Origin of the sequence: Algoriphagus sp. NBT04N3 (assembly GCF_019443765.1) — a bacterium.
Classification (GTDB): domain Bacteria; phylum Bacteroidota; class Bacteroidia; order Cytophagales; family Cyclobacteriaceae; genus Algoriphagus; species Algoriphagus ornithinivorans.
Genome location: NZ_CP048415.1, coordinates 2,433,473 through 2,455,968 on the forward strand (window position 1 = coordinate 2,433,473; position 22,496 = coordinate 2,455,968).

At 46.3% G+C, this 22,496-nt stretch carries 26 protein-coding genes; 4 read left to right on the forward strand and 22 right to left on the reverse strand.

The genetic code is table 11. The features are described from left to right. Window positions 1-118: 118 nt before the first annotated feature. Entirely contained in the window at window positions 119-352 is a 234-nt protein-coding gene (locus tag GYM62_RS10515) for a GIY-YIG nuclease family protein (RefSeq protein ID WP_219956374.1), read from the reverse strand. Window positions 353-1,116: 764 nt separating this feature from the next. On the opposite strand from GYM62_RS10515, the gene GYM62_RS10520 reads away from it, so the two are divergent. From GYM62_RS10520 to GYM62_RS10530, 4 genes are read left to right on the forward strand one after another with little or no spacing between them, the layout of a single operon-like run. After that, window positions 1,117-1,890, forward strand: coding sequence for a hypothetical protein (locus GYM62_RS10520; protein WP_084121498.1), 774 nt, complete (start codon window positions 1,117-1,119; stop codon window positions 1,888-1,890). Between the two features lie 11 nt (window positions 1,891-1,901). Next, the gene (locus GYM62_RS21005; RefSeq protein WP_084121499.1) at window positions 1,902-2,309 is read left to right on the forward strand and encodes a DUF5675 family protein; all 408 of its coding nucleotides are present in this window, start codon (window positions 1,902-1,904) and stop codon (window positions 2,307-2,309) included. Continuing rightward, window positions 2,306-2,536 carry a hypothetical protein gene (locus GYM62_RS21010; RefSeq protein ID WP_084121500.1) on the forward strand — a complete coding sequence of 77 codons (231 nt, stop codon included), beginning with the start codon at window positions 2,306-2,308 and terminating at the stop codon, window positions 2,534-2,536. Before GYM62_RS21005 ends, GYM62_RS21010 begins: the two co-directional genes overlap by 4 nt. After that, window positions 2,529-2,738, forward strand: coding sequence for a hypothetical protein (locus tag GYM62_RS10530; protein ID WP_084121501.1), 210 nt, complete (start codon window positions 2,529-2,531; stop codon window positions 2,736-2,738). The genes GYM62_RS21010 and GYM62_RS10530 overlap by 8 nt, the downstream gene beginning before the upstream one ends. Window positions 2,739-2,802: 64 nt before the next feature. Here GYM62_RS10530 and GYM62_RS10535 read toward each other — a convergent pair whose 3' ends face one another. The 21 genes from GYM62_RS10535 to GYM62_RS10635 form a co-directional block, all read right to left on the reverse strand. Next, window positions 2,803-3,225, reverse strand: coding sequence for a hypothetical protein (locus GYM62_RS10535; RefSeq protein ID WP_219956375.1), 423 nt, complete (start codon window positions 3,223-3,225; stop codon window positions 2,803-2,805). Between the two features lie 258 nt (window positions 3,226-3,483). Next, window positions 3,484-4,101, reverse strand: a complete 618-nt coding sequence (locus GYM62_RS10540) for a hypothetical protein (RefSeq protein ID WP_219956376.1) — start codon at window positions 4,099-4,101, stop codon at window positions 3,484-3,486. 953 nt (window positions 4,102-5,054) lie between these two features. Further along, a complete protein-coding gene (locus tag GYM62_RS10545) occupies window positions 5,055-5,300 on the reverse strand; it encodes a hypothetical protein (RefSeq protein WP_219956377.1) in 246 nt (81 codons plus the stop codon). 72 nt (window positions 5,301-5,372) lie between these two features. Further along, window positions 5,373-5,849, reverse strand: coding sequence for a hypothetical protein (locus tag GYM62_RS10550; protein WP_219956378.1), 477 nt, complete (start codon window positions 5,847-5,849; stop codon window positions 5,373-5,375). Next, complete coding sequence (locus GYM62_RS10555; protein ID WP_219956379.1) at window positions 5,827-6,081, reverse strand: hypothetical protein; 255 nt, start codon at window positions 6,079-6,081, stop codon at window positions 5,827-5,829. The genes GYM62_RS10550 and GYM62_RS10555 overlap by 23 nt, the downstream gene beginning before the upstream one ends. Beyond that, window positions 6,056-6,508, reverse strand: coding sequence for an HNH endonuclease signature motif containing protein (locus tag GYM62_RS10560; RefSeq protein ID WP_219956380.1), 453 nt, complete (start codon window positions 6,506-6,508; stop codon window positions 6,056-6,058). Before GYM62_RS10560 ends, GYM62_RS10555 begins: the two co-directional genes overlap by 26 nt. 3 nt (window positions 6,509-6,511) lie before the next feature. After that, window positions 6,512-7,606: a Fic family protein gene (locus tag GYM62_RS10565; protein WP_084121506.1), complete on the reverse strand. Its 1,095-nt coding sequence runs from the start codon at window positions 7,604-7,606 to the stop codon at window positions 6,512-6,514. Between the two features lie 132 nt (window positions 7,607-7,738). After that, a complete protein-coding gene (locus GYM62_RS10570) occupies window positions 7,739-8,473 on the reverse strand; it encodes an AAA family ATPase (protein WP_370627620.1) in 735 nt (244 codons plus the stop codon). Next, window positions 8,385-9,011, reverse strand: a complete 627-nt coding sequence (locus tag GYM62_RS10575; protein ID WP_219956381.1) for a hypothetical protein — start codon at window positions 9,009-9,011, stop codon at window positions 8,385-8,387. The genes GYM62_RS10570 and GYM62_RS10575 overlap by 89 nt, the downstream gene beginning before the upstream one ends. Before the next feature lie 150 nt (window positions 9,012-9,161). After that, a complete protein-coding gene (locus tag GYM62_RS10580) occupies window positions 9,162-9,443 on the reverse strand; it encodes a helix-turn-helix domain-containing protein (protein WP_219956382.1) in 282 nt (93 codons plus the stop codon). Between the two features lie 89 nt (window positions 9,444-9,532). After that, a complete protein-coding gene (locus GYM62_RS10585) occupies window positions 9,533-9,955 on the reverse strand; it encodes an RteC domain-containing protein (protein WP_219956383.1) in 423 nt (140 codons plus the stop codon). Beyond that, a complete protein-coding gene (locus tag GYM62_RS10590; protein WP_219956384.1) occupies window positions 9,924-10,382 on the reverse strand; it encodes an RteC domain-containing protein in 459 nt (152 codons plus the stop codon). The genes GYM62_RS10585 and GYM62_RS10590 overlap by 32 nt, the downstream gene beginning before the upstream one ends. A gap of 40 nt (window positions 10,383-10,422) precedes the next feature. Then, window positions 10,423-12,375: a heavy metal translocating P-type ATPase gene (locus GYM62_RS10595; protein WP_219956385.1), complete on the reverse strand. Its 1,953-nt coding sequence runs from the start codon at window positions 12,373-12,375 to the stop codon at window positions 10,423-10,425. Window positions 12,376-12,388: 13 nt separating this feature from the next. Further along, entirely contained in the window at window positions 12,389-13,006 is a 618-nt protein-coding gene (locus GYM62_RS10600; RefSeq protein ID WP_219956386.1) for a hypothetical protein, read from the reverse strand. Between the two features lie 17 nt (window positions 13,007-13,023). Then, window positions 13,024-13,329 carry a hypothetical protein gene (locus GYM62_RS10605; protein WP_219956387.1) on the reverse strand — a complete coding sequence of 102 codons (306 nt, stop codon included), beginning with the start codon at window positions 13,327-13,329 and terminating at the stop codon, window positions 13,024-13,026. A 10-nt stretch (window positions 13,330-13,339) separates the two neighbouring features. Next, window positions 13,340-13,675, reverse strand: a complete 336-nt coding sequence (locus tag GYM62_RS10610) for a YnfA family protein (RefSeq protein WP_219956388.1) — start codon at window positions 13,673-13,675, stop codon at window positions 13,340-13,342. A gap of 94 nt (window positions 13,676-13,769) precedes the next feature. Further along, window positions 13,770-14,186: a Fur family transcriptional regulator gene (locus GYM62_RS10615; protein ID WP_219956389.1), complete on the reverse strand. Its 417-nt coding sequence runs from the start codon at window positions 14,184-14,186 to the stop codon at window positions 13,770-13,772. Between the two features lie 14 nt (window positions 14,187-14,200). Next, entirely contained in the window at window positions 14,201-15,403 is a 1,203-nt protein-coding gene (locus tag GYM62_RS10620) for an efflux RND transporter periplasmic adaptor subunit (RefSeq protein ID WP_219956390.1), read from the reverse strand. Between the two features lie 15 nt (window positions 15,404-15,418). Beyond that, a complete protein-coding gene (locus GYM62_RS10625) occupies window positions 15,419-19,795 on the reverse strand; it encodes a CusA/CzcA family heavy metal efflux RND transporter (RefSeq protein ID WP_219956391.1) in 4,377 nt (1,458 codons plus the stop codon). A 149-nt stretch (window positions 19,796-19,944) separates the two neighbouring features. Next, window positions 19,945-20,334 (reverse strand): hypothetical protein, encoded by a 390-nt coding sequence (locus tag GYM62_RS10630; RefSeq protein WP_106565264.1) that lies wholly within the window; start codon window positions 20,332-20,334, stop codon window positions 19,945-19,947. A 92-nt stretch (window positions 20,335-20,426) separates the two neighbouring features. Continuing rightward, entirely contained in the window at window positions 20,427-22,484 is a 2,058-nt protein-coding gene (locus tag GYM62_RS10635; RefSeq protein ID WP_219956392.1) for a copper-translocating P-type ATPase, read from the reverse strand. Window positions 22,485-22,496 lie beyond the last annotated feature (12 nt).

A 22,496-nucleotide genomic window follows, 5' to 3' on the forward strand; every position in this document is an offset into this window, starting at 1 on the left:
TCAAACCAGAGTCAGGACATGCTAACCGCCACCTTTCTAATTATTATGTCGGGGTGATCCTGACTTTGTCAGGACGACCATCCTGACCATAGTCAGGACATGCTAACCGCCGCCTTTTCTACAATTCCAAATATCTCTTCGCACCCAAATTTTTGATTTTCTTTTCTAATTTCATTGCTTCAGCTCTTGAATTAGTCAATTCAGAGTGAACCAAAACCCAAGGAGTACCTAACCGGGTAAATCGCTCTATTCCAGAATTATGCCTTTTTAATCGTTTATCTAGATCAGATGTCTGGCCAACATAATACTTGCCGAGCCTTTCTGAAAAAAGTATGTAGACTACAAACTCCATAAACAAAAAATATTTTAAAGAGAGACTTTTTAAAATTGCCAAGGTGAACCTGACTTTGTTAGCACGACCATCCTGACCATAGTCAGGACATGCTAACCGCCGCCTTTCTAATTATAATGTCGGGATGTCAGGATTACAACCACCCCGTGCAAATCTTTATGTATCAGTAAGTTACAAAACGTAATTTCAGCGGGTTCACCGTTCAGTTCTCAATTTATTCGAACTGGTTTGAGTGCATTTGGTGAACTCCGAAACCTTTGTAAATATACAAAAAAGCCCGCTTTTTGGGTTCAAATCGTGGCAAAAAGTGCTAAATTTTATTGGTAACTGGCGATAGATTTTAGTGCCGTTTGACTGCCTTCATCTGGCAAGGTCAATCGGTGATGTAGCGCTCTACAATGGACGGTGCAAGGCCAGTGAATTCGCAAAATTCGTTTACGCTCACGAACTGGTGTGACTCTTTAGCAAGCTCCTCCCTAATCCTGTTAAGGAGCTTCCTGCCGTATCGTTCACTCTTGCCAGTGATCCGCTGCACGTCTTTTGGATAAATACAGGCTCGTTTGGTTTCGATCATACTTTATCTATACTTCATGTATGCTTTTGGTGTACTGTAAATATACGGAATGCCATTGGCAGTTCATTTTGAACCATTCGGAATAAACGGTATTCAATGTTCCTAACCGGAACCTGTTTTTTGTCTGCCCTTCGTAATTATCGGATTTTCGAAGAGTTGCAACGAAGCAACAAATCAAAATTCAAATGATATGGCAAGACAAGCTGGGATTATCAAGTTGAAGGGCAAAGTCGGTGACATGTCCTTTTACAAAACGAAAGATGGCTACCTGGCCCGGGAAAAGGGTGGGGTGGACAAAGACCGGATCCAGAATGATCCGGCTTTTCAGCGTACCCGTGAAAACGGTGCTGAGTTTGGCCGTGCCGGTGCAGCCGGACGGACTTTGAGAACGGCCTTTAGGCCGCTACTTCTGCGTACCTCTGACAGTCGGTTGACCTCCAGACTGACCAAAGAAATGGTGAAGGTGATCAAAGCGGATGCAACCAGTGCCCGTGGAGAACGGAACGTTCTCGATGGTGAGCTGGAGCTTTTGCAGGGCTTTGAATTCAATGCAAATGGCCGTCTGGGAGCTACAATATATGTGCCATTTGACGCAAGTATTGACAGAGCTACTGGTGAAGCTGTAGTCAATGTGCCGGGCTTTGTTCCCCAAAATACCATTGCTGCGCCTCAAGGTGCTACGCACCTGAAATTTGTATCTGCTGCGGTGGAGATTGATTTTGAGGCCGATGACTTCACCCTGGTTGCTTCTGAAAGTGGAGAGATTGAAATCGGGCCACAGGCGGAAGCTGCGGTGAACCTGTCCAATGGTTTGCCTGCAAACAGTACCAAGGCACTAATGCTGGTTTTTGGTGTGGAGTTCTATCAGGAAGTGAACGGTAGCTTCTACCCACTAAAAAACGGCTCCTACAACGCCCTGGCGTTGGTGGCTATTGATGGTGCTCCTGCAGTTCAGCAAACCTAATTTTGGTTCGGATGGAATTGATTCTCACAAGAAGCTATTATCCGGAGGGAACCAACGGAAAGCTCCGTGATGGTGAGCAGCTGGTCTGCTCCACCATCGAGCTTCCCTGGAGGGAAAACCAGCGGATGGTATCGAGCATCCCGGAAGGGAGGTATGAGCTTGTAAAGCGATACACCGATAAACGGGGCTGGCATTTGCTGGTGAAAAATGTACCCAATAGAAGCGGCATCCTTTTTCACCCTGCCAATGACGCCCTGAAGGAACTGAAGGGCTGTATAGCCCCGGTTTCAAAGGTCATCGGTCCAGGTAAAGGGACGGATTCCAAAACTGCCGATTCCAGGCTGAAAACACTTGTGTTTGAGGCCATGGAAAGAGGCGAAAATGTATTTCTCAATATTCAAAAAGCAAAAAGCGTATGACGATCATAGAAAGGGCGAAAGCCCCAACACCCAAGTTTTTCAAAGTGCTCCGAAACGTGGGTTTGGCACTAGCGGCAGCTGGTGGCGCTCTGTTGGCAGCACCAATCAGTTTACCGGCCGGAATAGTTGCCCTGGGCGGCTATCTCACCGTAGGTGGGACGGTACTGACTGCAGTCAGTCAGGTGACTGTAGAGGATGGTGCAAAAGCGGACAGGAAAGATGGCTAACCTGGTAAGTGGAGGAGGCACGAAGGCAGGAACTGCCGGAGGCACGTTGCTGAGTGTCCTGGTGAATATCAGCTCCGGGGATATCCTCCACACCTGTGTATTAGCTGCTGTTGGAGCGGTAGTGAGCTTTACCGTGTCCATTCTGCTAAAGGTGCTATTCCAACGGTTCAAAAGAAAACATCCACCTCCGAAGGGGATGTGATTCCCGCAAAGTCGGGAAAGTTTGTGTTCCTCTCACTGAAAAGGCCTCCTCATGGGGCCTTTTTTCATTTCAGGAGTATCTGAAACATGATGGCTCTCTTTACCTGCTTCACAAGCTCCACCTGCTTTTGGAGAATCTTGGCTTTCTTCTCAAAGTCCTGAAGGAGAGCTAAGGACTTCAGGTACTTCCTACGGTCTTTCAAAGCCTTTTCCTGCCCTGCCAGCAATACTGTCCTGGCATCACCTATCCTGATGAATGGGACAACAGAACCGGTCAGGTATGGCGTGAACGCCCGTGCCTGCCAAAGACCGTAAGAGAGCCAGAAATAAAAGTTCCGTGCCTCCTCCGATTCTGTGTTGATGGTGAAGCAATTGGGACAAGGGGTTTCGAGCGGCTTTCCCGCATTCAGTCCTTTGGAAAGAATGAAGAAATGAGGCTTAGAGCTGGTGGAGTTTTTTCGATAAGTTTTGATCTGAAAAGTGTGCATAATATGAGCATTTAAAGTTTTGCTCGCTCCGCTTCGCACACATTTCAAAAGAGAAAAGAAAAAAGGGAAAAAAAGAAAAGAGAAAGCCTTTTGCCAGGTGGGCATGGACAGGGCAGTCAAGGTTTTTTGGAAAAATACTACCCAGAGGGTGGAGATTTTTTCAAAAACCCGGAGGGCTTGACCTTGATGGTCTTGATCAGGGTTGGCCTTGCGGGGCCCGCCTAAATTAGCTGCACTCTTTGTTTTTGTTCGGTTTCGTCAACCAATATGATTTTCGATCCCATTCATGTCAAGATGTTGGTTTAGTAAGTCAAATCTCATTTCCTTCAGGTCATTGGTTTCTCTTAATTCATCGATCATTTTTCTGAGGGTTCTTTTTCTGGCATCTTTTGCCACAATCCTATTAAACATCTCTATGCCGTTGTAATTAGGGTTATCTGGTCTTCTTCGTGTAAAACTGATAAAGCTTTCCAAGCGAGTCTCAGGAATAATATTCCATGAAATACAGAGCATATTAGTAGCAGTAAGTAGCTCCCGATTGAAGGGATGTATTAATGCTTTGTCCTTGGATCCGGAAGAATTACTGTTGCCTGGAGAGTGATTCCCCTGCTCATGTATTAAAGGATTAAAAAGAGGAAGTGGGTCGTGTTTGATAATATCTAGAAATTCATTGGCACAATGAGTACCGACAAAAAAGTATTTCGATTGAGCGTCATAATCACCCCTGGGTCTATACGAAAAGATGTAGTATTTGTCATCCAATGCCCCACAACAGCCTTGTTTGTGTTGACCATTAAGAAGTTTTAAGTAGTTAACGGGTTGAATATAAAATTTTCGGTTGAGTTCTTCCTTTCTTTTTCTGGTTCTACAATTCATAAATTATCAATATTGTTAGCTGTGGAAATTGAATTTAGTGCGGGAACGCAGGAAAACCAAAACGGCTGGACGGAGGCTGTGGAGCGCAGCGTAATGGACGAACGGCCAAGCCAGCCGAAGAGAGGAACGAGCGGAGGCTTGCGAGCCGTCTGCGAGTGGAGCAAGGGGGCTAGACCGGAAAGCAGTGAGGTACGCACTGCGGGGGCTTGCTATGTGTGAAGTGGAATGCAGGGCTTTTGTAATTTGATCCTCCACAAAAGCCCGGAATGGAACGGAACTACACAAGGGCTGGCGTGATTTTTTGCCTTTTGAGCGTTGGCCGGGTATAAGCGATTACCTGTGTGTTGGGAACCGGGGTTGGTGCAAAAAGCATGACAGTCCCGCAGCCCGCAGCGACCCGCAGGCGAGCAAAAACACTGGCAGCCGGTGGATTTTTTGCGGCTGAACGAAGTGCAGTGAGCACTGCCAAGCTGAAGCAGACCGCTTTCAATTAAACAATTCCTGCAAAGCCTGGCAAGCGCAACGAAACGAAGAGAAGCGGCAAAAAAGACAGAGTAGGCTGCCGTGAGGATGACAACCGAGTTGCAAGCAGCATGACAGGCTCGGAGCTTTAGCGGAGACCTGTAAGGCAACACAGCTTATTTTTTGACCTTAGAAAATAGACCCTTTCAAAAAATGGGCTGTGGTGGCCTGGCATGATGCTATGCCGAGGGCGGAAGACGAACACCGCTTTTCCTGCGTGGGGTCAGGGTTGGGAAAAGCAAGTGTGGCACGGTATGGAATGGAGCGAAGTGGAATGGAATAACGGGCTACTCTTGCTGTGCGGTGCTGGAAGCTTGTGAGTGCAGCGCAGCGGAATGAGCAGGCTGGAGGCACAGGGGTGTGGGGAGAGACTATCTTCGGTAAGGGATTGACCTTAATTCGCTTCTCTTTGAAGGAGATCATGATGTATGTTAGACATCACTCAGTAATTCCGCTTTACACTTTCTTAAAAAGTACTTGAATTGAAGTAAATCAGATTGGCTTCTGACATCATTATTGAAAGTAGAAGGCTTACCATAAATCAAGGATTCAAAAGTGATTAATACTTTGTTCGTGCTAAGGCCATCGTAAAGGTTTATAAGCCCATCAAATATTTGGTCTCCCATCATGATGAAAACTCCTCGGATATTCAGGCTTATGCCGTGTTCAAAACTCATTATTTCTGATTCTAATAATTCCTCAGAAATTAGACCTCTATCTAACAGCTGTTTTACAAATTTCTTTCTAGCCTAATAGGCATTAAATTTTTCTTGATCAAAGGTATACTCGTTAATCTGGACTGTAACTTTTTCCAAATCGAGAAATTTGCACAAAGCCATTCTGTGCTGACCGGTGGTAGTAAAATAAAGAGAGCCAAACTTTGAAACCGTTCTGGATTCGTTGTAATCACTTTGGGCGTGCTCGATCAACTCTTCATGAGTCATGTTTGAATGACGAATATCCTTAAACCTTTTCAAATTGTTCAATAAGTCAATCCAGGTAATATCACTCTCATCGTTATAAGCATAGGCGTATTGAATACCTTTTATATCTAGCGGACTAATGATTCCTCTGTAAGTCTTTGTTGAATTCCGAGAATAGAACCTATAGTTCTCAATTTCATTTATTCTGAGAACCTTTTCAGTATGCCACTTTTTAGGACGAATTGGGCATCTTTTTTTCAGCCAATCAAGATTGCTCTGCTTACTCTCCACCATAGATTTCATCAAATGTTGAATAGTTCTTAAAGCCTTTCCCTCTGTTGATCCTGCCTTGCTTTGTATTGTCGATGCGATGCTGGAGGAACAAACATAGAGCCTCAAACTGGGCTTCTGGGACTTGGTAGGCACTGGCTTTAAATTCCTTTTTGATGATGCCCCAAATGGCAGCATAGTTCATTTTGGATTTACCAACATCGCCTTCCTTGTATTCGTTATATCGATCTATCAGATGCTTCACATAGTTTTTTCAATTCCGCTTTTTTACCTATGGCACCATCAGCGAATTCCATCTTTGGTTTGCTTCTGGATTTATAAACAATGGTCTGTGCACTGATCGAATTGGCCACTGTAGAGTTGGACACATTGCCTTTGATGTTGATGGTATTTGATGACTTTGCACTGGATTTGCCTTTAGCTTTAATCATAAGATAGTTCTTGATTTGTTTGACCTCCTCCTCACTAATATCACCTTTTGTAATCTTGGAATGGCAAATCGGGCAAAGCATCAAAAGGTTGTCAGGGGAATTGTTTTCGGGAATTTCGTCAATATGATGAATTTCAAAATGATCCACATTCTGATCATCACAGATTGGGCACTGGGAATTAACCTCTTGTTGTAATAGAGATTTCGTTTTTTGGGGTATGGATTTTCGAGCTTTGGCCATGGTCTAACTTTGCTTCAGTAGTTGGTACAATTGCTGGTTGATGAAAATATTCTCTTTCCCGATAGGTTCGAGTTTTAGGATTCCAATGGATTCCAAAGTCTTTAAGTACCTGGAAGCGGCTTTTCTTTCTACGCCCAGCCCATTGGAGATATATTCTATTTTGGTATAGGGGTGAACAAACAATTGTTCGATCAAGTCTTTCGAGTAGATTTTAGGGGCTTCATTTTTTACCTTATCCTGAATCTCATTGAAGATGCTGTTGATCCCATGGATCTGGGAAATGGCCTTTGTCGCAGTATCCTCAATGGCCTTAAGCATAAACAATATCCAACCTTCCCAATTGTCTTTAGTCCTCACCTCTTGTAGCAATTTGTAGTAAGCTCCTTTGTGGCCTATAATGTAGCCACTGAGGTACAGCATGGGTATTTCCAACAGATTGTGAAGGATGAGGTAAAGCACGTTAATAATCCTGCCCGTCCGGCCATTTCCATCATAGAATGGATGGATGCTCTCAAACTGGTAGTGTTGTATGGCCATCCTGATCAGGGGAGACATTCTATCGGGTTCATCATTGATAAAGTCTTCCAGATTTTTCATCAGTCTGACTATTGTTTCTTTATCGTCCGGTGGTGTATAGATGGTTTTACCCGTCAGATCGTTTTTTAGGGAAGTACCAGGTAGTTGTCTAATTCCGGCCTCATTCTCTTCCAATATGGATTGAATCCGGACAATACCATTGGTGTTTAGGAAGCCTTTCTTTTTAATCTCCTCAAAACCATAGAGCAGGGCTTCCCTGTACCGTAGGACTTCCTTGGTCGAAGGATCAATTGTCATCGACTTGGCTGCCAGAGCCTGATAGAGCTTGTCATGCGTGGTAATGATGTTCTCCACCTCTGAGCTAGCCTGTGCTTCTTTGAGTACAATGGCATTGATCAAAATACCCTGGTTGGGCAAGGTCCTTGCCAATCCCTTCAGCTCTGCAAGGGCAACAGCAGCTTTACTCTCCTGTTTGAGGATTTGGATAGTCTCTACTTTTTCCACCGGAGGAGGTAGAAGAGGCAAATCATTGAGTGGTTTCGATGGATCGATATTCTTCATTCCTATTAATTACATGAGACAAAAATACAAAAATTGGGACATGAAACAAGTTATATGTACCGTGATGGGACATGAGACAAAAACATTAAAAACGGGACATGAAAATCTGCACATGTACCACTAAGGGACACGTCATATCCTTTTGTCCTTGGCCTCCTTCTCAAAAGCTATTACATTCATCATCTCCCTCATCCTTGATCTAACCCTATTCCCATAACAGTTCTCTATCTCACTGGCGGAAAGGTTGGTCGTGGCATGCGTGAGCATGTGGCGGCTGATGAACATATCATAGCGGCTCAAAAGAATCTCGGCCATCACATTTGTTTCATTTCCATAATATTTGATGTTTGATTCTACACCTAAATCATCGAAGCAAAACGCTTTTGGGGCCAGCTCTCCACCTGTTTGCTGAAAGGCTGACTTAGAATATTTGTTGATAACTGGATAGCCGTCCTGTATGAATTCCAGGGTGATGTCACGAGCGGATTTGATAATGTACTGTTCTTTGGGTGCGAGCATGAAGCGAAGCAGGGTCATCAGGGAGGTTTTGCCACAACCGACCGGACCGGTCAGCAGGATGCCTTTGTGTAAGTCAATGCCGTGCTTTTCAGCATTGGGTTTGTCCTGGTAGAAGTAGACCAGAAGTTTGAATATAATCAAGTGGTCTTCCTTCCATATCCGGAATTTTGGACTGGTGTAGGCCTTGCCTGCTTTCTCCATAAATTCAAGGCATTTGTCGAATTGGATGATGTTGCTTTGAACACTCTCTGAGCAAGACTTAGAGTGGCTCGCCATAGTCTTTGCCGGTTCCTGAGTGGAGGTTTCCGGGTTTAGGACCTGGCTGATGGTTTCGCTGATCTTTTGCATAGGCATTAAATTTTTGGGCGTTCAGCATCCAGTTGCGGGCGGCTGCTTTCCAGTCTTTCATTTTGGAACGGCCACCTACCAGCCAGCCATTGCTCTGAAAGTAGTTGTAGAACTTCTCGGCCTCCAATGAAGGATATCCTTTTTCATCAAAGTAGATTTTGACATGTTCTTCCAGAGGTGGAATGTCCGGGCCATAGCCGGTCATTCTTTCTCTTTTAGCGGAACTTTTCTCTTTCTTCATTTCCGAATCATTTGAACTTGTCTCAAAATTTTTAGCTCGCTTACCCAAGTTTGTTTCGTTTTCATTGTTTAAAGGGTTTGTATTGTTTGTATAAGGTCTCACAGCTATTTCACTGCCTGTATCAGTACCCTTATCATCACCTTTATCAAAACTGTACAGGTAAATGAGGCTGCCCCGATGCGGATTGTATGACGGTTCATAACGGATATACCCGAATTGATCCAACTGTTTCAGGCACTTGGTGTAGGTGTTCACCGAACCGATTTTTGACAACCTCATCAACTCGTCCCGCGACACGGATATCGGGTTCTTGAAAAAGTTGAGGTTCCACCGCCTGAACAAGGCCATATACAGACTGATATGGTAGGGCGTGAGCCTGGTATCTGCATCCATCTGCTGGAACGCTGCGGAAAGGTGCCTGATGTAGTTCATGCCCGGCCATGTGCTTTACCTCAAGCGGTTCTGAAACTTATTGGACTGGAGCATGGACTGAATGTCGGTATAGTCATAGTAGATTACGCCCCCGATCTTGGTAAAAGGCAATGTGCCGTTCACCCGCAGGTTCTGCAAGGTGCCTGGCGAAATGTCCAGGAGTTTACGGACTTCATAGGATTTTAGCCATTTCTTTGTAGGCTGACCGGAATGTTCTTTGAGTAATCTTTTGAGGTCTTCCAGGAGCTCGATCTTGAACTCACGCAGGTCGTCTGTGGTAATTACTTCTGCTGCCATATCTTAACAAATGTTTATTGAACAGCGAAGATGTTCCCGTTTAGTGGGTTTTATTCACAAGCTAATCCGAAGTTCGGAAAGATTATATCCTATTTTTCATCAGCTTCATCCATTCTACGAATGATACTTTCCTGGAGGGAGTCCAGAAACTTGGTACGTCCGGTCTTGCGGATGCGAATTTCGAGGAAAGTACGATGATATTGCCCCAATTCGATACCAAAGGTGTCTTCAAAAAATGCTGCAACTTCTTTCAGATCCGCAGTGCCATTGTTGAACACTCTACGAGCCTGGAGGGCATACATCAGTTCGATAAGAGAGACTTTGGATTCTGTCCAAACCAATTTCCCCTTCGGCTCAACTTGTGATTTTCCGTTGGCCATATCTCTCAGGTCAAGCTTATTCAGTTCATCTTCCAAATAGACGTTGAGTAAGTCATTGGCCAGGATGTTGGAGACCTTAAAGTCGTGGCTGGTGGAGAAATTAGGGTCTGTCTCGAAAAAAAAATGAATCAAGGGTTAGCCGTATATCTTGCTTGCCACAGACAAAGTATTTGTGATCCAGATAGTTGCTGTGGGTGCGGTAGTAGCGGTAAAATTCCAGGTTGTTATCAAAGTAACGTTTGAGCTTGTCCAGTTCGTTTTGATAATACTTACGTCTAACCTTGATTCCTCCATTGGGCTTGTTAGTTTCGATATTGAACACACTCAGATGATAGATCAGCTTGCTGATGAACTTGGGTTTGATCTCCTTGAAAAACGAGATTTCATCGTTTTGTGAAACCAATGGCTTCTGTTGCAAATCATCTCTCAACTGGTTGATGGCCTGAAGGGCTGTCTGAAAACTTTGCTCTGATTTTTTGAGAATGTTGTCTTCTTCCAGATCAATCATTCTAAGCTTGTCCTCTAAATCTTCAAATAGGTGGTTGTAAATTTCAGACATTTAAAAAGTGAGTTTGTTATTTTCATAGCTTAAAGTATTCTTAGTTTCGCTGTATCCTTACCGCATTCAATATCGCCAACAGTGCCACACCCACATCGGCAAATACAGCTTCCCACATGGTAGCCAGGCCTCCGGCTCCCAGTGCCAACACAATGAGCTTCACCCCAAAGGCCAGGCTGATATTTTGCCATACGATCCGTTTGGTTTGCTTGCCGAGCTGGATGGCCGTGGCAATTTTGGAAGGCTGGTCGGTCTGGATGACCACATCGGCCGTCTCGATGGCGGCATCACTGCCCAGGCCGCCCATGGCCATGCCCACATCGGCCAGTGCCAATACAGGGGCATCATTGATGCCGTCTCCCACAAAGGCGATGACACGGTTGGCGTCTTTTTTCAATTCTTCCACTTTCTGTACCTTTTGTTCGGGCTGCAAGTCGCCAAATGCCTTGTCTATACCAAGTGTTTTTGCCACTTGCTGGGTCACAGCGTCCTTATCTCCGGACAGCATGATCAGTTCCCGAACCCCTGATTTGCGTATGGCTTCTATGGCCTGTGAGGCATCCTCTTTGAGTTCATCTGCTATCACCAGGTAACCGGCATATTTTTGGTCAACGGCTATATGGATGACGGTATTAACCTCTCCGGCAGCATCAGCACAGGTAACGATCCCCTCCTTGTCCATCAGCTTTTGATTGCCGATGAGCACATGCTTACCATTTACTTTTCCTTTCAGACCGTGCCCGGCTATTTCTTCCTGTTGCTCGGGTTCTGAAATTTCTTTGCCTTGCTTTTTAGTATATTCTGTAATGGCTTTTGCGATGGGATGGGTGGATTTGCTTTCCATAGCAGCCGCCAGACTAAGCCAATCTGTAGTAATTCCGTCCATGGTCACGGCTTTCTGAACTTCAAACACTCCCTTGGTCAACGTACCTGTTTTGTCCATCACCACGGTGTTCACTCTGGTCATGAGGTCAAGAAAGTTGGAACCTTTGAATAATATGCCTTTGCGGGAAGCTGCCCCAATCCCTCCGAAATAACCAAGTGGAATAGAAATGACAAGCGCACAGGGACATGAGATCACCAAAAAGATTAATGCCCGGTAAAGCCAGTCTTCAAACACATAGTTTTCTACAAAAAAGTAAGGCAGGAAGGTCAATCCCACTGCCAGAAAGGTAACAATGGGTGTGTAAACCCGTGCAAACTTACGGATGAACTGCTCGGTTTTTGCCTTGCGGGCGGTGGCGTTCTGCACCAGCTCCAAGATGCGGGCAAGTGAACTTTCGTTGAACCGTCTGGTTACTTTCAGCTCAATCAGCCTGTCGAGATTCACCATCCCAGCCAGCACATTTTCTCCTTTGTTGTAGGTGGCAGGTTTACTTTCACCAGTCAGGGCGGAAGTATTGAAGCTGCTTTTTTCACTGATCATTTCCCCATCGAGCGGTACTTTTTCTCCGGGTTTCACCTGTATGGTTTCCCCAATTTGTACTTCTTCCGGGTGTACGGACACCATTTGCCCGCTTCTATATACAGAGGCCGAATCCGGGCGTATGTCCAGCAGGGCTTTGATGTTGCGTTTGGCCCTGTTCACTGCTGCATCCTGAAACAGCTCCCCGATGGCATAGAAAAGCATCACCGCCACCGCCTCAGGATATTCGCCTATGGCAAAAGCTCCCAGAGTGGCTATGCCCATGAGGAAAAATTCAGTGAACACATCACCTTTCAGTATGGACTTCCAGCCTTTGACCAATACCGGCCAACCCACAGGCAAATAGGCCAGCACATACCAGCCTATGCGGATCCATCCCTGGAAAAATGCAGGCTGTCCCCATTGATCAGCGGCTATTCCTGCAAGCAGAATGACAAGGCTTACAATACCACTTCCCCAGGTTTGCAGGAAACTGGAGGAGGTTTTTTCCTCCTGCTTTTTTGGTTTGTCCGGATGCTGGTCGGTGCTGCAGCAGGCTTTGTTGTCTATATTGTTAGTATTAGTCATACGCTTGTCTGTTTTAATGTGTGAAAAAGGAAATGATGCCCGTGACAATGAGGATGCACCCCGAAACCAGCCCGGTATTATGCTCCAGCCTGTGCCAGTTGAAACGGTGCAGGCCTTTCTGGGCGAGGTACACCCAAAAGGTGATCCCTAACACGGAAACGATGGTGTAGAGCAAGCCCACGGTCAGGATCATCGGCCATCCATGAGTCCCTGCCATCAGAAAGTAGGCTTCAATTTCCAGGCAGGGGGAAAGAAACATCATAAATACCAGCAAGGTCACTACTTGTGTTGCTCCGGCCTGGTCCAGCTTTTGCTTTTCATTGAAGTGAAAATGATGGTGTCTGTGGTGTTGGATGATGAAATAGAACCCTATGGCAATGAGCAAAGCAGGAATGACCCAACGGGTGTAACTGTTAAGCGTTTCTGCCAGTGAAAGGCTGAATAAGCCCAGAAACACGCCCAGCAGAAAGGTACTCAGCGAATGAGCCAAAGCTGCCATAGCCGCAATGCGAACCGTCTTGCTACCTTGCCAGCCAAACTTTTCTTTCAGTGCCAGCACCGGCAACCAGTGGCTTGGAATCAGTCCGTGGAGGAGGCTTAGCATGATGGTACCGGTGAGCAAGGTGGTCATGATTCCTTGGTTAAATTCTAAAATTCAATCTCGTTTTCGATAAATGCCTTTACGCCTTCCGGGCCTGCTAATTCAAGCCAGACCGGGGAATCCTGATTAGCAATCGTAAGACTGAAAGTGAAAAAGTCACAGCAAAGCCGTTCGGTTTTGATGAAGTCGTTGAGTAGGTCCAGTGTTTGATCCGAGCCGTCAAACTTGTACATGAACCCATTGACTAGTTCCTGTTTTTCCAATACCATCTCCTTTAATGAGGCAATCACTGTAGCTTTTCTTTGCCTCAGTTCTGGAGTAGCGAGCTTGCAACTGATTTTATTTTCGTCCATTGTATTAGTTTTAAGAAGTCCTGGGAGCATACATGATAATGAGCATCCCGAGGAGGGCAACAGCTCCTCCGATCAGGTCATATTTATCCGGCACGATACCATCTACTTTCCATCCCCATAGAATGGCCATGATGATAAAAATGCCGCCATAAGCTGCATACACCCGTCCAAAGTGAGCCGGCTGCCAGGTGGCCACCACACCATAGCCAACCAGGATGATGCCCCCTAAAGCTCCTACCCACCAAGGCTTGCCTTCCTTCAGGGTGAGCCAGATCATGTATCCACCGCCTATTTCGCATAACCCGGCCAGTATGAAAATGCTGATTGATTTAAGGATCACGATCATATTCTATTGTTGTTAATAGTTTGTATTGGATCTCATCTCGTTAAGTGCTTTACCTGAAAATACGTGTAAACCCAATGCACAGTCATTGCAATTTTCAACCTGCACACTTTCCGCAACCCCCCTTTACCACCAAGTTGGCTTCTTCTCCATTGAAGTTGGTCGGTAGATTAATTTCCGGGATTTTGTATTTGGGCAAACAGAAGGTCTCGCTGCACACCCGGCAATGGAAATGCACATGCAAGTCCCGTTCAATATTGCATTCACAGCCTTCTTCGCAGAGGGCGTATTTAGGAGCTCCGGTACCGTCATCGATGCTGTGTACCAGTCCGTTTTCCTGGAAAGTCTTCAGGGTGCGGAATAGTGTCACCCTGTCCGATTTTTCAAATGCTTTTTCCAGGTCGGAAAGGCTGATGGCCGCCTCCTGACCGGACAGGGCTTCCAGTACCAACAGCCGCATGGCTGTTGGCCGGATGTCCTTTTCTTTGAGTTTATTTTCGAGTTCCTTGATCATACGTGTCCTTCATTTTAATGCCCGTGTCCTCCTCCTTCTTCTTCGGTATTTTTGGCTTTAGCCAACAAGGTGAAGGCACCTTTGGTGACCAGTTGAATGTTGCTCAAGTCCTCCGCTGTATCGGCCAAAGAAATCTGTGTATAACCGTCTTCGGTATATCCCTTGATGACTTCCAGCATTTCAAAATCGTGCACGGTTTCACCGTTCTCTGATTTCTTACCCGCATATGAAAAAACGTACTGCTTGCCACCAAACCGCACAATGGATTCCTCCGGAACAGCCCAGACTTCATTGCTATCAGTTTCCACTTTGGCCGCCACATACATACCTGGTTTCAAATCTTCATACATTTGTTTCAAATGTCCGTGCACAGTTACCGAACGGTCTTCCCTAACTCCACTGCCCACCAGGAATACTTCGGCCTCCCGCCACTCATCGGGAGCATTCGCCAGGGCAAAACGGATGCGCTGACCTTCTTTGACCCGTGGTACATCATTCTCATAAACGGTGAGTTCCACGTGCAGGTCTTCCGAGTTGGTAATGTCCATGATCACGTCCTGTGGGTTGATGTATTTGCCCACATTGGTGAACACCTCACGAACAGCGCCTGTTACCGGAGAATAGATGTTGACGGACGCAGAAACGGTACCTTCTTTGATCTTGGGGATGCTGAAGCCGATTAATTTCAGCCTTTCCTCCATGCTTTTGATACGGGCTTCATTGGCCAGATAGTCGCTTTTCGCCTGCTGATAGTTCTTGCCGGAAGCCACTTTCTCCTTGTACAATTCCTCTTGACGTTCGAACTCCGCTTTCAGAAAGTCCCGGTTGGCGAGGCTTTCCAAATAGTCCTGTTGAAATTGAATGAACTCCGGGTTTTCAATCACCACCAACAACTGCCCTTTTTTCACCTTTGTGCCGGGCAGCATCTCAGTATATTTCACAAAGCCTCCATAGGGCATATTGATAGAAACATTGCTTTGCGGAGGCACGTCAATAACTCCATTGACCCGAAGTTCTGAGCCAATAATCCGCTGTTCTACCTTTCCTATTTTAATACCTGCCTGCTCAAATTGCGCCTGCGACAGTTCCACTGTATTTTCACCTTCTTCGTGATGTTCTTCTGTGGCCTCCTCATTTTTTGATCCACAGGATGTTATAGCCATTCCTAAGAGAAGGGCCATCGAAATTTTACTAATGTATTTGAATGTATTTTTCATTGTTGATTTCTTTTTTTATTGAACACCTGAAATGAACTCGATCTCGATAATGGTTTGATTGTATTGGTTGAGGATGTCCAGGTAATTAAACCGGACAGTTAAAGCACGATTGAGTCCCTGAATATATTCCACATAGCCAATTTCCCCGCTTTCAAACCCCTTTTGCGCTTGTTTAAGAATTAGCTCTGCCTGAGGCAGGGCGTTTTGCTCGTAATAATCCAGACTGGTTTGAAACTTTTGGTACTGCTGAAAGAGCGACCTGAATCTGCCTTGCAGTTCATTGGTTATAGCTTGCAGCCTTGCCTCACTTTCCTGTTTTCTGAGTTCAGCAGCTTTGATGACCGAGCCTTGTGCCTTTGCTCCAAAAAGGGGAATGGCTATACCCACCTGAAAACCTGTGAAGCGGTCGCTGGAAGAGAAAGTGACCGGATTGCCATCCAGATCTTGATTAGGGCCGTTCAGCGACTGATTGAAGTACCCCATTGTCAGGTCGGGTAGCAGCCTTGACTTTTCCACCGACTTTTCCCTTTCGGCTACTTCTATTTGTTGCCGGAACCATGCCAGGGTAGGGTTGTTGGCAATACTTGTGGTATCAAGAAGGACAGTGCTTTCCCGTACTTCGAGCTTGCCAACTGTGATGTCCACTGGATTTTCCAGGTTAAGCAGGGTTTGCAGCTGTGTCTGGTAAATTTCAATATCTGACTGGTTTTGCTGTAACATAGCCTTGATTTCAGCTACCTGCGATTCGGCTGTGGCCTTTTCCAACAGGTTGCTTTCCCCTGTTTCGTAGCGAAGGGCGGCAGCCCTTACGAAGCGTTGGTAAATGCTGTCCTGCTCCAGTAACAGTTGTCTTTTGCTTTTCTCCAGCCAGAGGAAATACCAGGTTGCCTTTACCTGCTGCACCAGTTCATTTTGCGTAGCACTTTTTCGCCATTCGCTTGCTTCCATTCTCGCTTTGGCCAACTTGCTTTGGTTGGTATAAACCGTTGGAAAGGCTATGGATTGTGAAATATTGAACTGGTTGTCATTATTGTAAATACTGTTGTACTGCCCGTGCGTGAGGCTGAAACTGGTCTTAGACAGATTCCAACTTGCCCCTTTTAGCGCCCGTTCCTGCTGGGTTTGCAGGTCTGCTGCTTTCAGGTTAGGATTGTTCTGTATAGCTATTTGAATCGCCTCATCCAGCGATTGGTAGTTGGCCGGTGATTCCTGCGCCTTTACTTCCGTAAACTGGAAGAAAAGCAGGCCGATGATCAACAAAGGTGCTACTGCTCCCGGTTTTACTTTTATTCCTCTTTCAAAATAGTAGTAAAGGATGGGCAGCACCACAAGCGTTAAGAAGGTAGCCGTAATTAAGCCGCCAATTACCACAGTGGCCAGTGGACGTTGTACTTCCGCACCGCCCGATTGGGAAAGCGCCATAGGCAAAAAGCCCAGGGACGCCACGGCTGCCGTCATGATCACCGGGCGCAGACGCACTCTCGTGCCTTTGTAAATCCGCTCGAAAATATCGGTGATACCGTCCTTTTTCAGGTGGTTGAACTCACTGATGAGTACAATCCCATTCAAAACGGCTACCCCAAACAAGGCAATAAAACCGACCCCCGCGGAAATGCTGAAAGGCATGTCCCTGAACCATAAGGCAAAAATACCCCCTATGGCCGAAAGTGGGATGGCTGTAAAAATGAGGATGCCCTGCTTAATGGAACCAAAGGTGAAATAGAGCAACACAAAAATCAGCAGCAAGGCTAACGGTACGGCAAAAGCGAGTCGCTCACGGGCTTCCACCAGGTTTTCAAACTGGCCTCCATAGGTTACAGTGTAGCCCGGAGCAAGCACCACCGACTCATCAATTTTCTGCCGAAGTTCTGTGACTATGCTTTCAACATCCCGGTTACGCACGTTGAAAGCCACAATGATTCGTCTGCGGGTGTCGTCCCGCTGGATCTGGTAAGGGCCTTCCTTAATTTCCACTTCTGCCACCTGGTAGAGCGGTATCTGGTGACCGTCTTTACGGGCGATATACAGGTTGCGAACTGATTCCACATCCTCCCGGTTGGTTTTATCCAGTCTGACCACCAGGTCAAAGCGTCTTTCATTTTCATACACCAGGCCTGCGGAAGCCCCGGCAAAGGCCGCTTGCACCGAGCGGTTTACATCCCGGATGCTTAGTCCGTATTTGGCCAATTGCTCTCTTTTGTAGCTGATGACGATTTGCGGAACACCTGTTACCTCCTCGATATACAAATCCTCTGCGCCTTCTACATTTGAAGCAAGCCGGCCGATTTGTTGGGCGTATTCCGAAAGCTCGTTGAGATCTTCCCCGTAAATTTTCACAGCTACATCCTGGCGCACACCTGTCATCAACTCATTGAACCTCATCTGGATGGGCTGCTGGAATCCGAAAGTAACACCCGGAATGACCTCCAATGCTTCGGCCATTTTGTTGGCCAATTCTTCCCGGTTAGAGGCTGAAACCCATTCATCTTTGTTTTTCAGAATCACCATCATGTCAGCAGCTTCCACGGGCATAGGATCGGTAGGGATTTCACCAGCGCCAACCTTTGAGACCACCTGCTTCACTTCGGGAAACTGTTCCAATAAAATCTTCTCTGCCTGGGTAGTAGCCTGTATGGTATTTTGAAGAGAGCTTCCGGTAATTACCCTGGTCTCAACGGCAAAGTCGCCCTCCTCCAGGGTAGGTACAAACTCACCGCCCATATTGGAAAATACCCAAAGCGATACCCCAAACAATCCAAGTGCAACACCTAACATCAGTGGTCGTTTGTGCATGGCCCATCGGATGGCAGGATCGTAGAGGCGGTGAAAAAAGGCCATGATCTTATCGGAAATATTGGGCTTGTATTTAGTTTTTTTGCTTAGTACAAGTGCTGACATCATGGGCACATAAGTGAGTGAAAGAATAAAAGCCCCAAGAATGGCAAAGCTTACGGTTTGCGCCATTGGGCCGAACATCTTGCCTTCTACACCCACTAAAGCCAAAATGGGGAGATAAACGATTAAAATGATGATTTCCCCGAATGCGGCTGAATTTCGGATCTTGCTGGCAGATTGATACACTTCCATGTCCATTTCCTGCTGGGTGAGTTTCCTGCCCAGCTTTAGCAAACCTAAGTGGTGCAGTGTGGCTTCAACAATGATCACCGCTCCGTCCACAATGAGGCCAAAGTCAATTGCCCCGAGGCTCATCAGATTACCCGACACGCCAAAGAGGTTCATCATGCCAAAGGCGAAGATGAGCGCAAGGGGAATGACCGAAGCAACTATGAGACCTGCCCGGAGGTTGCCCAACAACAAGAGCAGTACGAAAATCACAATTAAAGCCCCTTCAGTCAGGTTTTTGGTTACCGTCCCTATGGCGGTATCGACCAGTTTGGTGCGGTCGAGAAATGGTTCTATTGTAACGCCTTCCGGCAATGTTTTGCGGATTTCCGCAATCCGGCTTTTTACGTTCTCGATAACTTCAGCTGAGTTTTCTCCTTTCAACATCATCACAATGGCACTAACTACCTCGCCTTCACCATTGCGGGTAGTAGCTCCATATCGAACGGCACTACCAAGCTGTACTTTGGCCACATCTTTTATGAGGACAGGGATACCATCTTCATTGCTTTTAACAAGCATGTTTCGGATGTCGTCCAAGTCGCCCACCAAGCCTTCACTTCGGATAAAGTAGGCATTGAGGTTTTTCTCGATATAAGCACCTCCGGTGTTTTCATTGTTTTCTTCCAAAGCCTGAAAAATATCTGCAATGGAGACGTTCATGGCCTTGAGCCTGTCCGGGTCTATGGCGATTTCGTACTGCTTGAGATAGCCACCAAAGCTACTTACATCGGCAACACCGGGCGTACCCAGCAACTGCCTGCGAACTATCCAGTCCTGAATGGTTCGTAGTTCACGGGCATCATATTGATCTTCATAGCCGGGTTCGGTACCTACCACATATTGGTAGATTTCGCCCAACCCAGTGGTAATGGGAGCCATGCCCGGTTGACCGACTCCCGGTGGGATTTGGGCTTGCACATCGGCCAGGCGTTCGTTTACCTGCTGACGTGCCCAATACACGTCCACATCTTCTTTAAACACAATGGTCACCACCGACAGCCCAAAGCGGGAGAAAGAACGGATTTCGTCCAGCTCCGGGATGGTGGCCATGGTGATCTCTATTGGGAAAGTGATTAAACGTTCTACCTCCTCAGCGGCCAGCGAAGGGGAAGTGGTTATGACCTGTACCTGGTTATTGGTAATATCCGGTACGGCATCAATGGGAAGCCTCGTCAGTGAGTAGCCTCCCCAAATGACCAGGCCTAGCGTAAGCAGGCCAATGATCAGTTTGTTCTTGACCGAAAATTGAATGATTTTATCCAGCATTTATTTTGCATTTTGAATCCTGATTTTAATGAATTGAATGGGGCGAAAATGCCCATCGGAGGGATGCCGGACGGCAATAAAAAGACTAAATCTTTACTTCATTGCGCAGTGCAATGAAGTAAAAGGCTCATATTAAAGTGTCCGGTAAATCAGGCCTTGGGGGGCTGGAAAGAAGATTCTGAGTACTCAGAACAAAGAGAAAAATTATAATGACTACCCTTGGTTTGGGTAGAAAAGTGTAAAGTGGCTATTTCTGGCTGCCCCAGTAAAGGGGTCATGAAAATGTGGACGTGACAGCACTGGTGCTGGCCATGAAAGGGTAGATCATCGTGATCAGAATCATCGTGGTGCCCTTGAGCATCACCCGTATCATTGAAATAATCTTCAGCCAAAAAATCCAAAAATGAATCCCCATCAAATTCCTGATGTTCTTCGTAGTGATCAAAAAGGTTGGGAAGTTTTTGCAGTTCACAGCATAAATCCATAGTAGGTCCCATCAGGAACAGAAAACTAAACAATATGGATAAGATGGAATTCATTTGCCCGCAAATATACGCAAAATTAAGGTGCAAGGGTAGTGCATTTTTTTTCACTACCATTGCACTATCCTTATTTCAAAAAAATAGCAGCGTTATAACAACATCTTCCTTTTCAGCAATTGCGCATTAATGGCCACAATGACCGTACTCAGGCTCATGAATACTGCACCTATTGCAGGACTGATCACCAGACCTGGAATAAAGCCTGTGGCCAGCGGCAATGCAATCGCGTTGTAGCCGGTAGCCCAAGCGAGGTTCTGGATCATTTTGTTGTAAGTGGCCCTGCCAAACAGTACCAGGTTGGCAATGTCTTTTGGGTTGCTGTTGACCAATATGATATCGGCTGTCTCGGCAGCCACATCGGTACCGGAACCTACAGCAATGCCCACATTGGCTTGTGCCAATGCAGGGGCATCATTTACCCCATCACCCGTCATAGCCACAAAGTGGCCTTCCTTCTGAAGCTTCTTGATAATCTCTACTTTTTGGTGTGGAAGCACCTCGCTATAGTAGCCATCCAGCCCAAGTTTATCGCTTACTGCTTTGGCCGTTTTCTCATTGTCACCAGTGGCCATATACAGTTTCATACCTTTTTCCCGAAGCGTTTCGATGGCCTTGGAGCTTTCTTCCCTGATCTTATCCGACAGGGCAATGAACCCAATAAGTTTTTCTTCCCTGAGGGCAAACACTATGGTTTCAGCTGCATCAGAGCCAGCTTTTTCTGGTATCTCTATTTTGTTTTCCTTCAGGTACCTTGGGCTGACCACTTTCCAGTTTTGTCCATCGATCTTGCCCTGAATGCCCTTGGCCGTCAGCGATTCAAAATTTTCAACCTTTTTCAATGTCAGACCTGCCTCTTTCGCTACTTTCACAATGCCTTGAGCAATTGGATGCTCGGACTGCTGCTCCAACGAAGCGGCAAAGGCCAATAGCTCTTCTTTGTCTATATCATCCGTCAGACTCTCATATCGTGAAACCCCAAACTTCCCTTCGGTCAGAGTCCCGGTCTTGTCAAATACCATTGCAGTAATTTTCCGGGCATTTTCAAAAGCGGTACGGTTACGGATTAGCAAGCCTTTGCTTGCGGAAACAGCTGTGGAAATTGCTACGACCAATGGAATGGCCAAACCCAATGCGTGTGGACAGGAAATAACCATGACGGTCACCATTCGTTCAAGGGCAAAATCAAGTGGTTTACCCAAGCTGATCCAGGTAAACAACGTAATAGTACCCGCACCAATGGCGATGAAAGTGAGCCATCTTGCGGCAACATTGGCCAGGTTTTGAGTTTTCGATTTGGCTTTCTGAGCTTCTTCAACCAGCGTGATCACTTTGTTGAGGTAGCTCTCTTTGCCGGTTTTGGACACCTTTACCTTGATGGATTGACTGCCATTCACCGATCCGCCAATTACCTGGTCTCCTTTGGATTTTTTCACCGGCTTGCTCTCACCGGTGAGCATGCTTTCGTCCAGGTGGCTTTCCCCATCCACCACTGTGCCGTCCGCAGGTATTTTCTCATTGGCTTTTATCAGGATGATGTCTTCTTTTTTTAGTTCATCCACTTTGATGTCCTTGATTTGGTCTCCATGTACCAGGTGCGCTTCGGAAGGCATCATTTGCACCAGCAATTCAAGTGCCCTTGATGCTCCCATTACCGATTTCATTTCGATCCAGTGCCCCAGCAGCATGATGACAATCAGTGTGACCAGCTCCCAGAAGAAGTCCATCCCTTCCAAACCAAACACCACGGCCGAGCTGTACACGTAAGCCACGGTTATGGCCACTGCAATCAGGGTCATCATGCCGGGGTTTTTGTCTTTCAGCTCGTCCCAAAGTCCTTTGAGAAAAGGCCAGCCCCCATAAAAGAAGACAATAGTGGAAAGCCCAAAAAGGACGTACTGATCACCAAAAAAGGTCAGCTCAAATCCCAGTAATTGTTGGATCATGTGAGACAATGCAAGGATTGGCACAGTGAGCACCAGAGATATCCAAAAACGCTTTTTGAAATCTTCGATCATCATGGCATGATGGTCGTGGTGTCCATGCTGATGGTCTGATTTGTTGACGGTTTGATCATCTGATGATTGGCTCTTTTGGTGGTCATCATCGTGGTGATGGTGCTTGTGATGTTCGTGATTATGCTTTTCCATGAGTAAAAATTT

Bases quoted from the DNA above. Each gene is read 5' to 3' on its own strand.
- GYM62_RS10515 (WP_219956374.1), bottom strand. From the start codon at position 352: ATGGAGTTTGTAGTCTACATACTTTTTTCAGAAAGGCTCGGCAAGTAT.
- GYM62_RS10520 (WP_084121498.1), top strand. From the start codon at position 1,117: ATGGCAAGACAAGCTGGGATTATCAAGTTGAAGGGCAAAGTCGGTGAC.
- GYM62_RS21005 (WP_084121499.1), top strand. From the start codon at position 1,902: ATGGAATTGATTCTCACAAGAAGCTATTATCCGGAGGGAACCAACGGA.
- GYM62_RS21010 (WP_084121500.1), top strand. From the start codon at position 2,306: ATGACGATCATAGAAAGGGCGAAAGCCCCAACACCCAAGTTTTTCAAA.
- GYM62_RS10530 (WP_084121501.1), top strand. From the start codon at position 2,529: ATGGCTAACCTGGTAAGTGGAGGAGGCACGAAGGCAGGAACTGCCGGA.
- GYM62_RS10535 (WP_219956375.1), bottom strand. From the start codon at position 3,225: ATGCACACTTTTCAGATCAAAACTTATCGAAAAAACTCCACCAGCTCT.
- GYM62_RS10540 (WP_219956376.1), bottom strand. From the start codon at position 4,101: ATGAATTGTAGAACCAGAAAAAGAAAGGAAGAACTCAACCGAAAATTT.
- GYM62_RS10545 (WP_219956377.1), bottom strand. From the start codon at position 5,300: ATGAGTTTTGAACACGGCATAAGCCTGAATATCCGAGGAGTTTTCATC.
- GYM62_RS10550 (WP_219956378.1), bottom strand. From the start codon at position 5,849: ATGAAATCTATGGTGGAGAGTAAGCAGAGCAATCTTGATTGGCTGAAA.
- GYM62_RS10560 (WP_219956380.1), bottom strand. From the start codon at position 6,508: ATGGCCAAAGCTCGAAAATCCATACCCCAAAAAACGAAATCTCTATTA.
- GYM62_RS10565 (WP_084121506.1), bottom strand. From the start codon at position 7,606: ATGAAGAATATCGATCCATCGAAACCACTCAATGATTTGCCTCTTCTA.
- GYM62_RS10570 (WP_370627620.1), bottom strand. From the start codon at position 8,473: ATGCAAAAGATCAGCGAAACCATCAGCCAGGTCCTAAACCCGGAAACC.
- GYM62_RS10580 (WP_219956382.1), bottom strand. From the start codon at position 9,443: ATGGCAGCAGAAGTAATTACCACAGACGACCTGCGTGAGTTCAAGATC.
- GYM62_RS10590 (WP_219956384.1), bottom strand. From the start codon at position 10,382: ATGTCTGAAATTTACAACCACCTATTTGAAGATTTAGAGGACAAGCTT.
- GYM62_RS10595 (WP_219956385.1), bottom strand. From the start codon at position 12,375: ATGACTAATACTAACAATATAGACAACAAAGCCTGCTGCAGCACCGAC.
- GYM62_RS10600 (WP_219956386.1), bottom strand. From the start codon at position 13,006: ATGACCACCTTGCTCACCGGTACCATCATGCTAAGCCTCCTCCACGGA.
- GYM62_RS10605 (WP_219956387.1), bottom strand. From the start codon at position 13,329: ATGGACGAAAATAAAATCAGTTGCAAGCTCGCTACTCCAGAACTGAGG.
- GYM62_RS10610 (WP_219956388.1), bottom strand. From the start codon at position 13,675: ATGATCGTGATCCTTAAATCAATCAGCATTTTCATACTGGCCGGGTTA.
- GYM62_RS10615 (WP_219956389.1), bottom strand. From the start codon at position 14,186: ATGATCAAGGAACTCGAAAATAAACTCAAAGAAAAGGACATCCGGCCA.
- GYM62_RS10620 (WP_219956390.1), bottom strand. From the start codon at position 15,403: ATGAAAAATACATTCAAATACATTAGTAAAATTTCGATGGCCCTTCTC.
- GYM62_RS10625 (WP_219956391.1), bottom strand. From the start codon at position 19,795: ATGCTGGATAAAATCATTCAATTTTCGGTCAAGAACAAACTGATCATT.
- GYM62_RS10630 (WP_106565264.1), bottom strand. From the start codon at position 20,334: ATGAATTCCATCTTATCCATATTGTTTAGTTTTCTGTTCCTGATGGGA.
- GYM62_RS10635 (WP_219956392.1), bottom strand. From the start codon at position 22,484: ATGGAAAAGCATAATCACGAACATCACAAGCACCATCACCACGATGAT.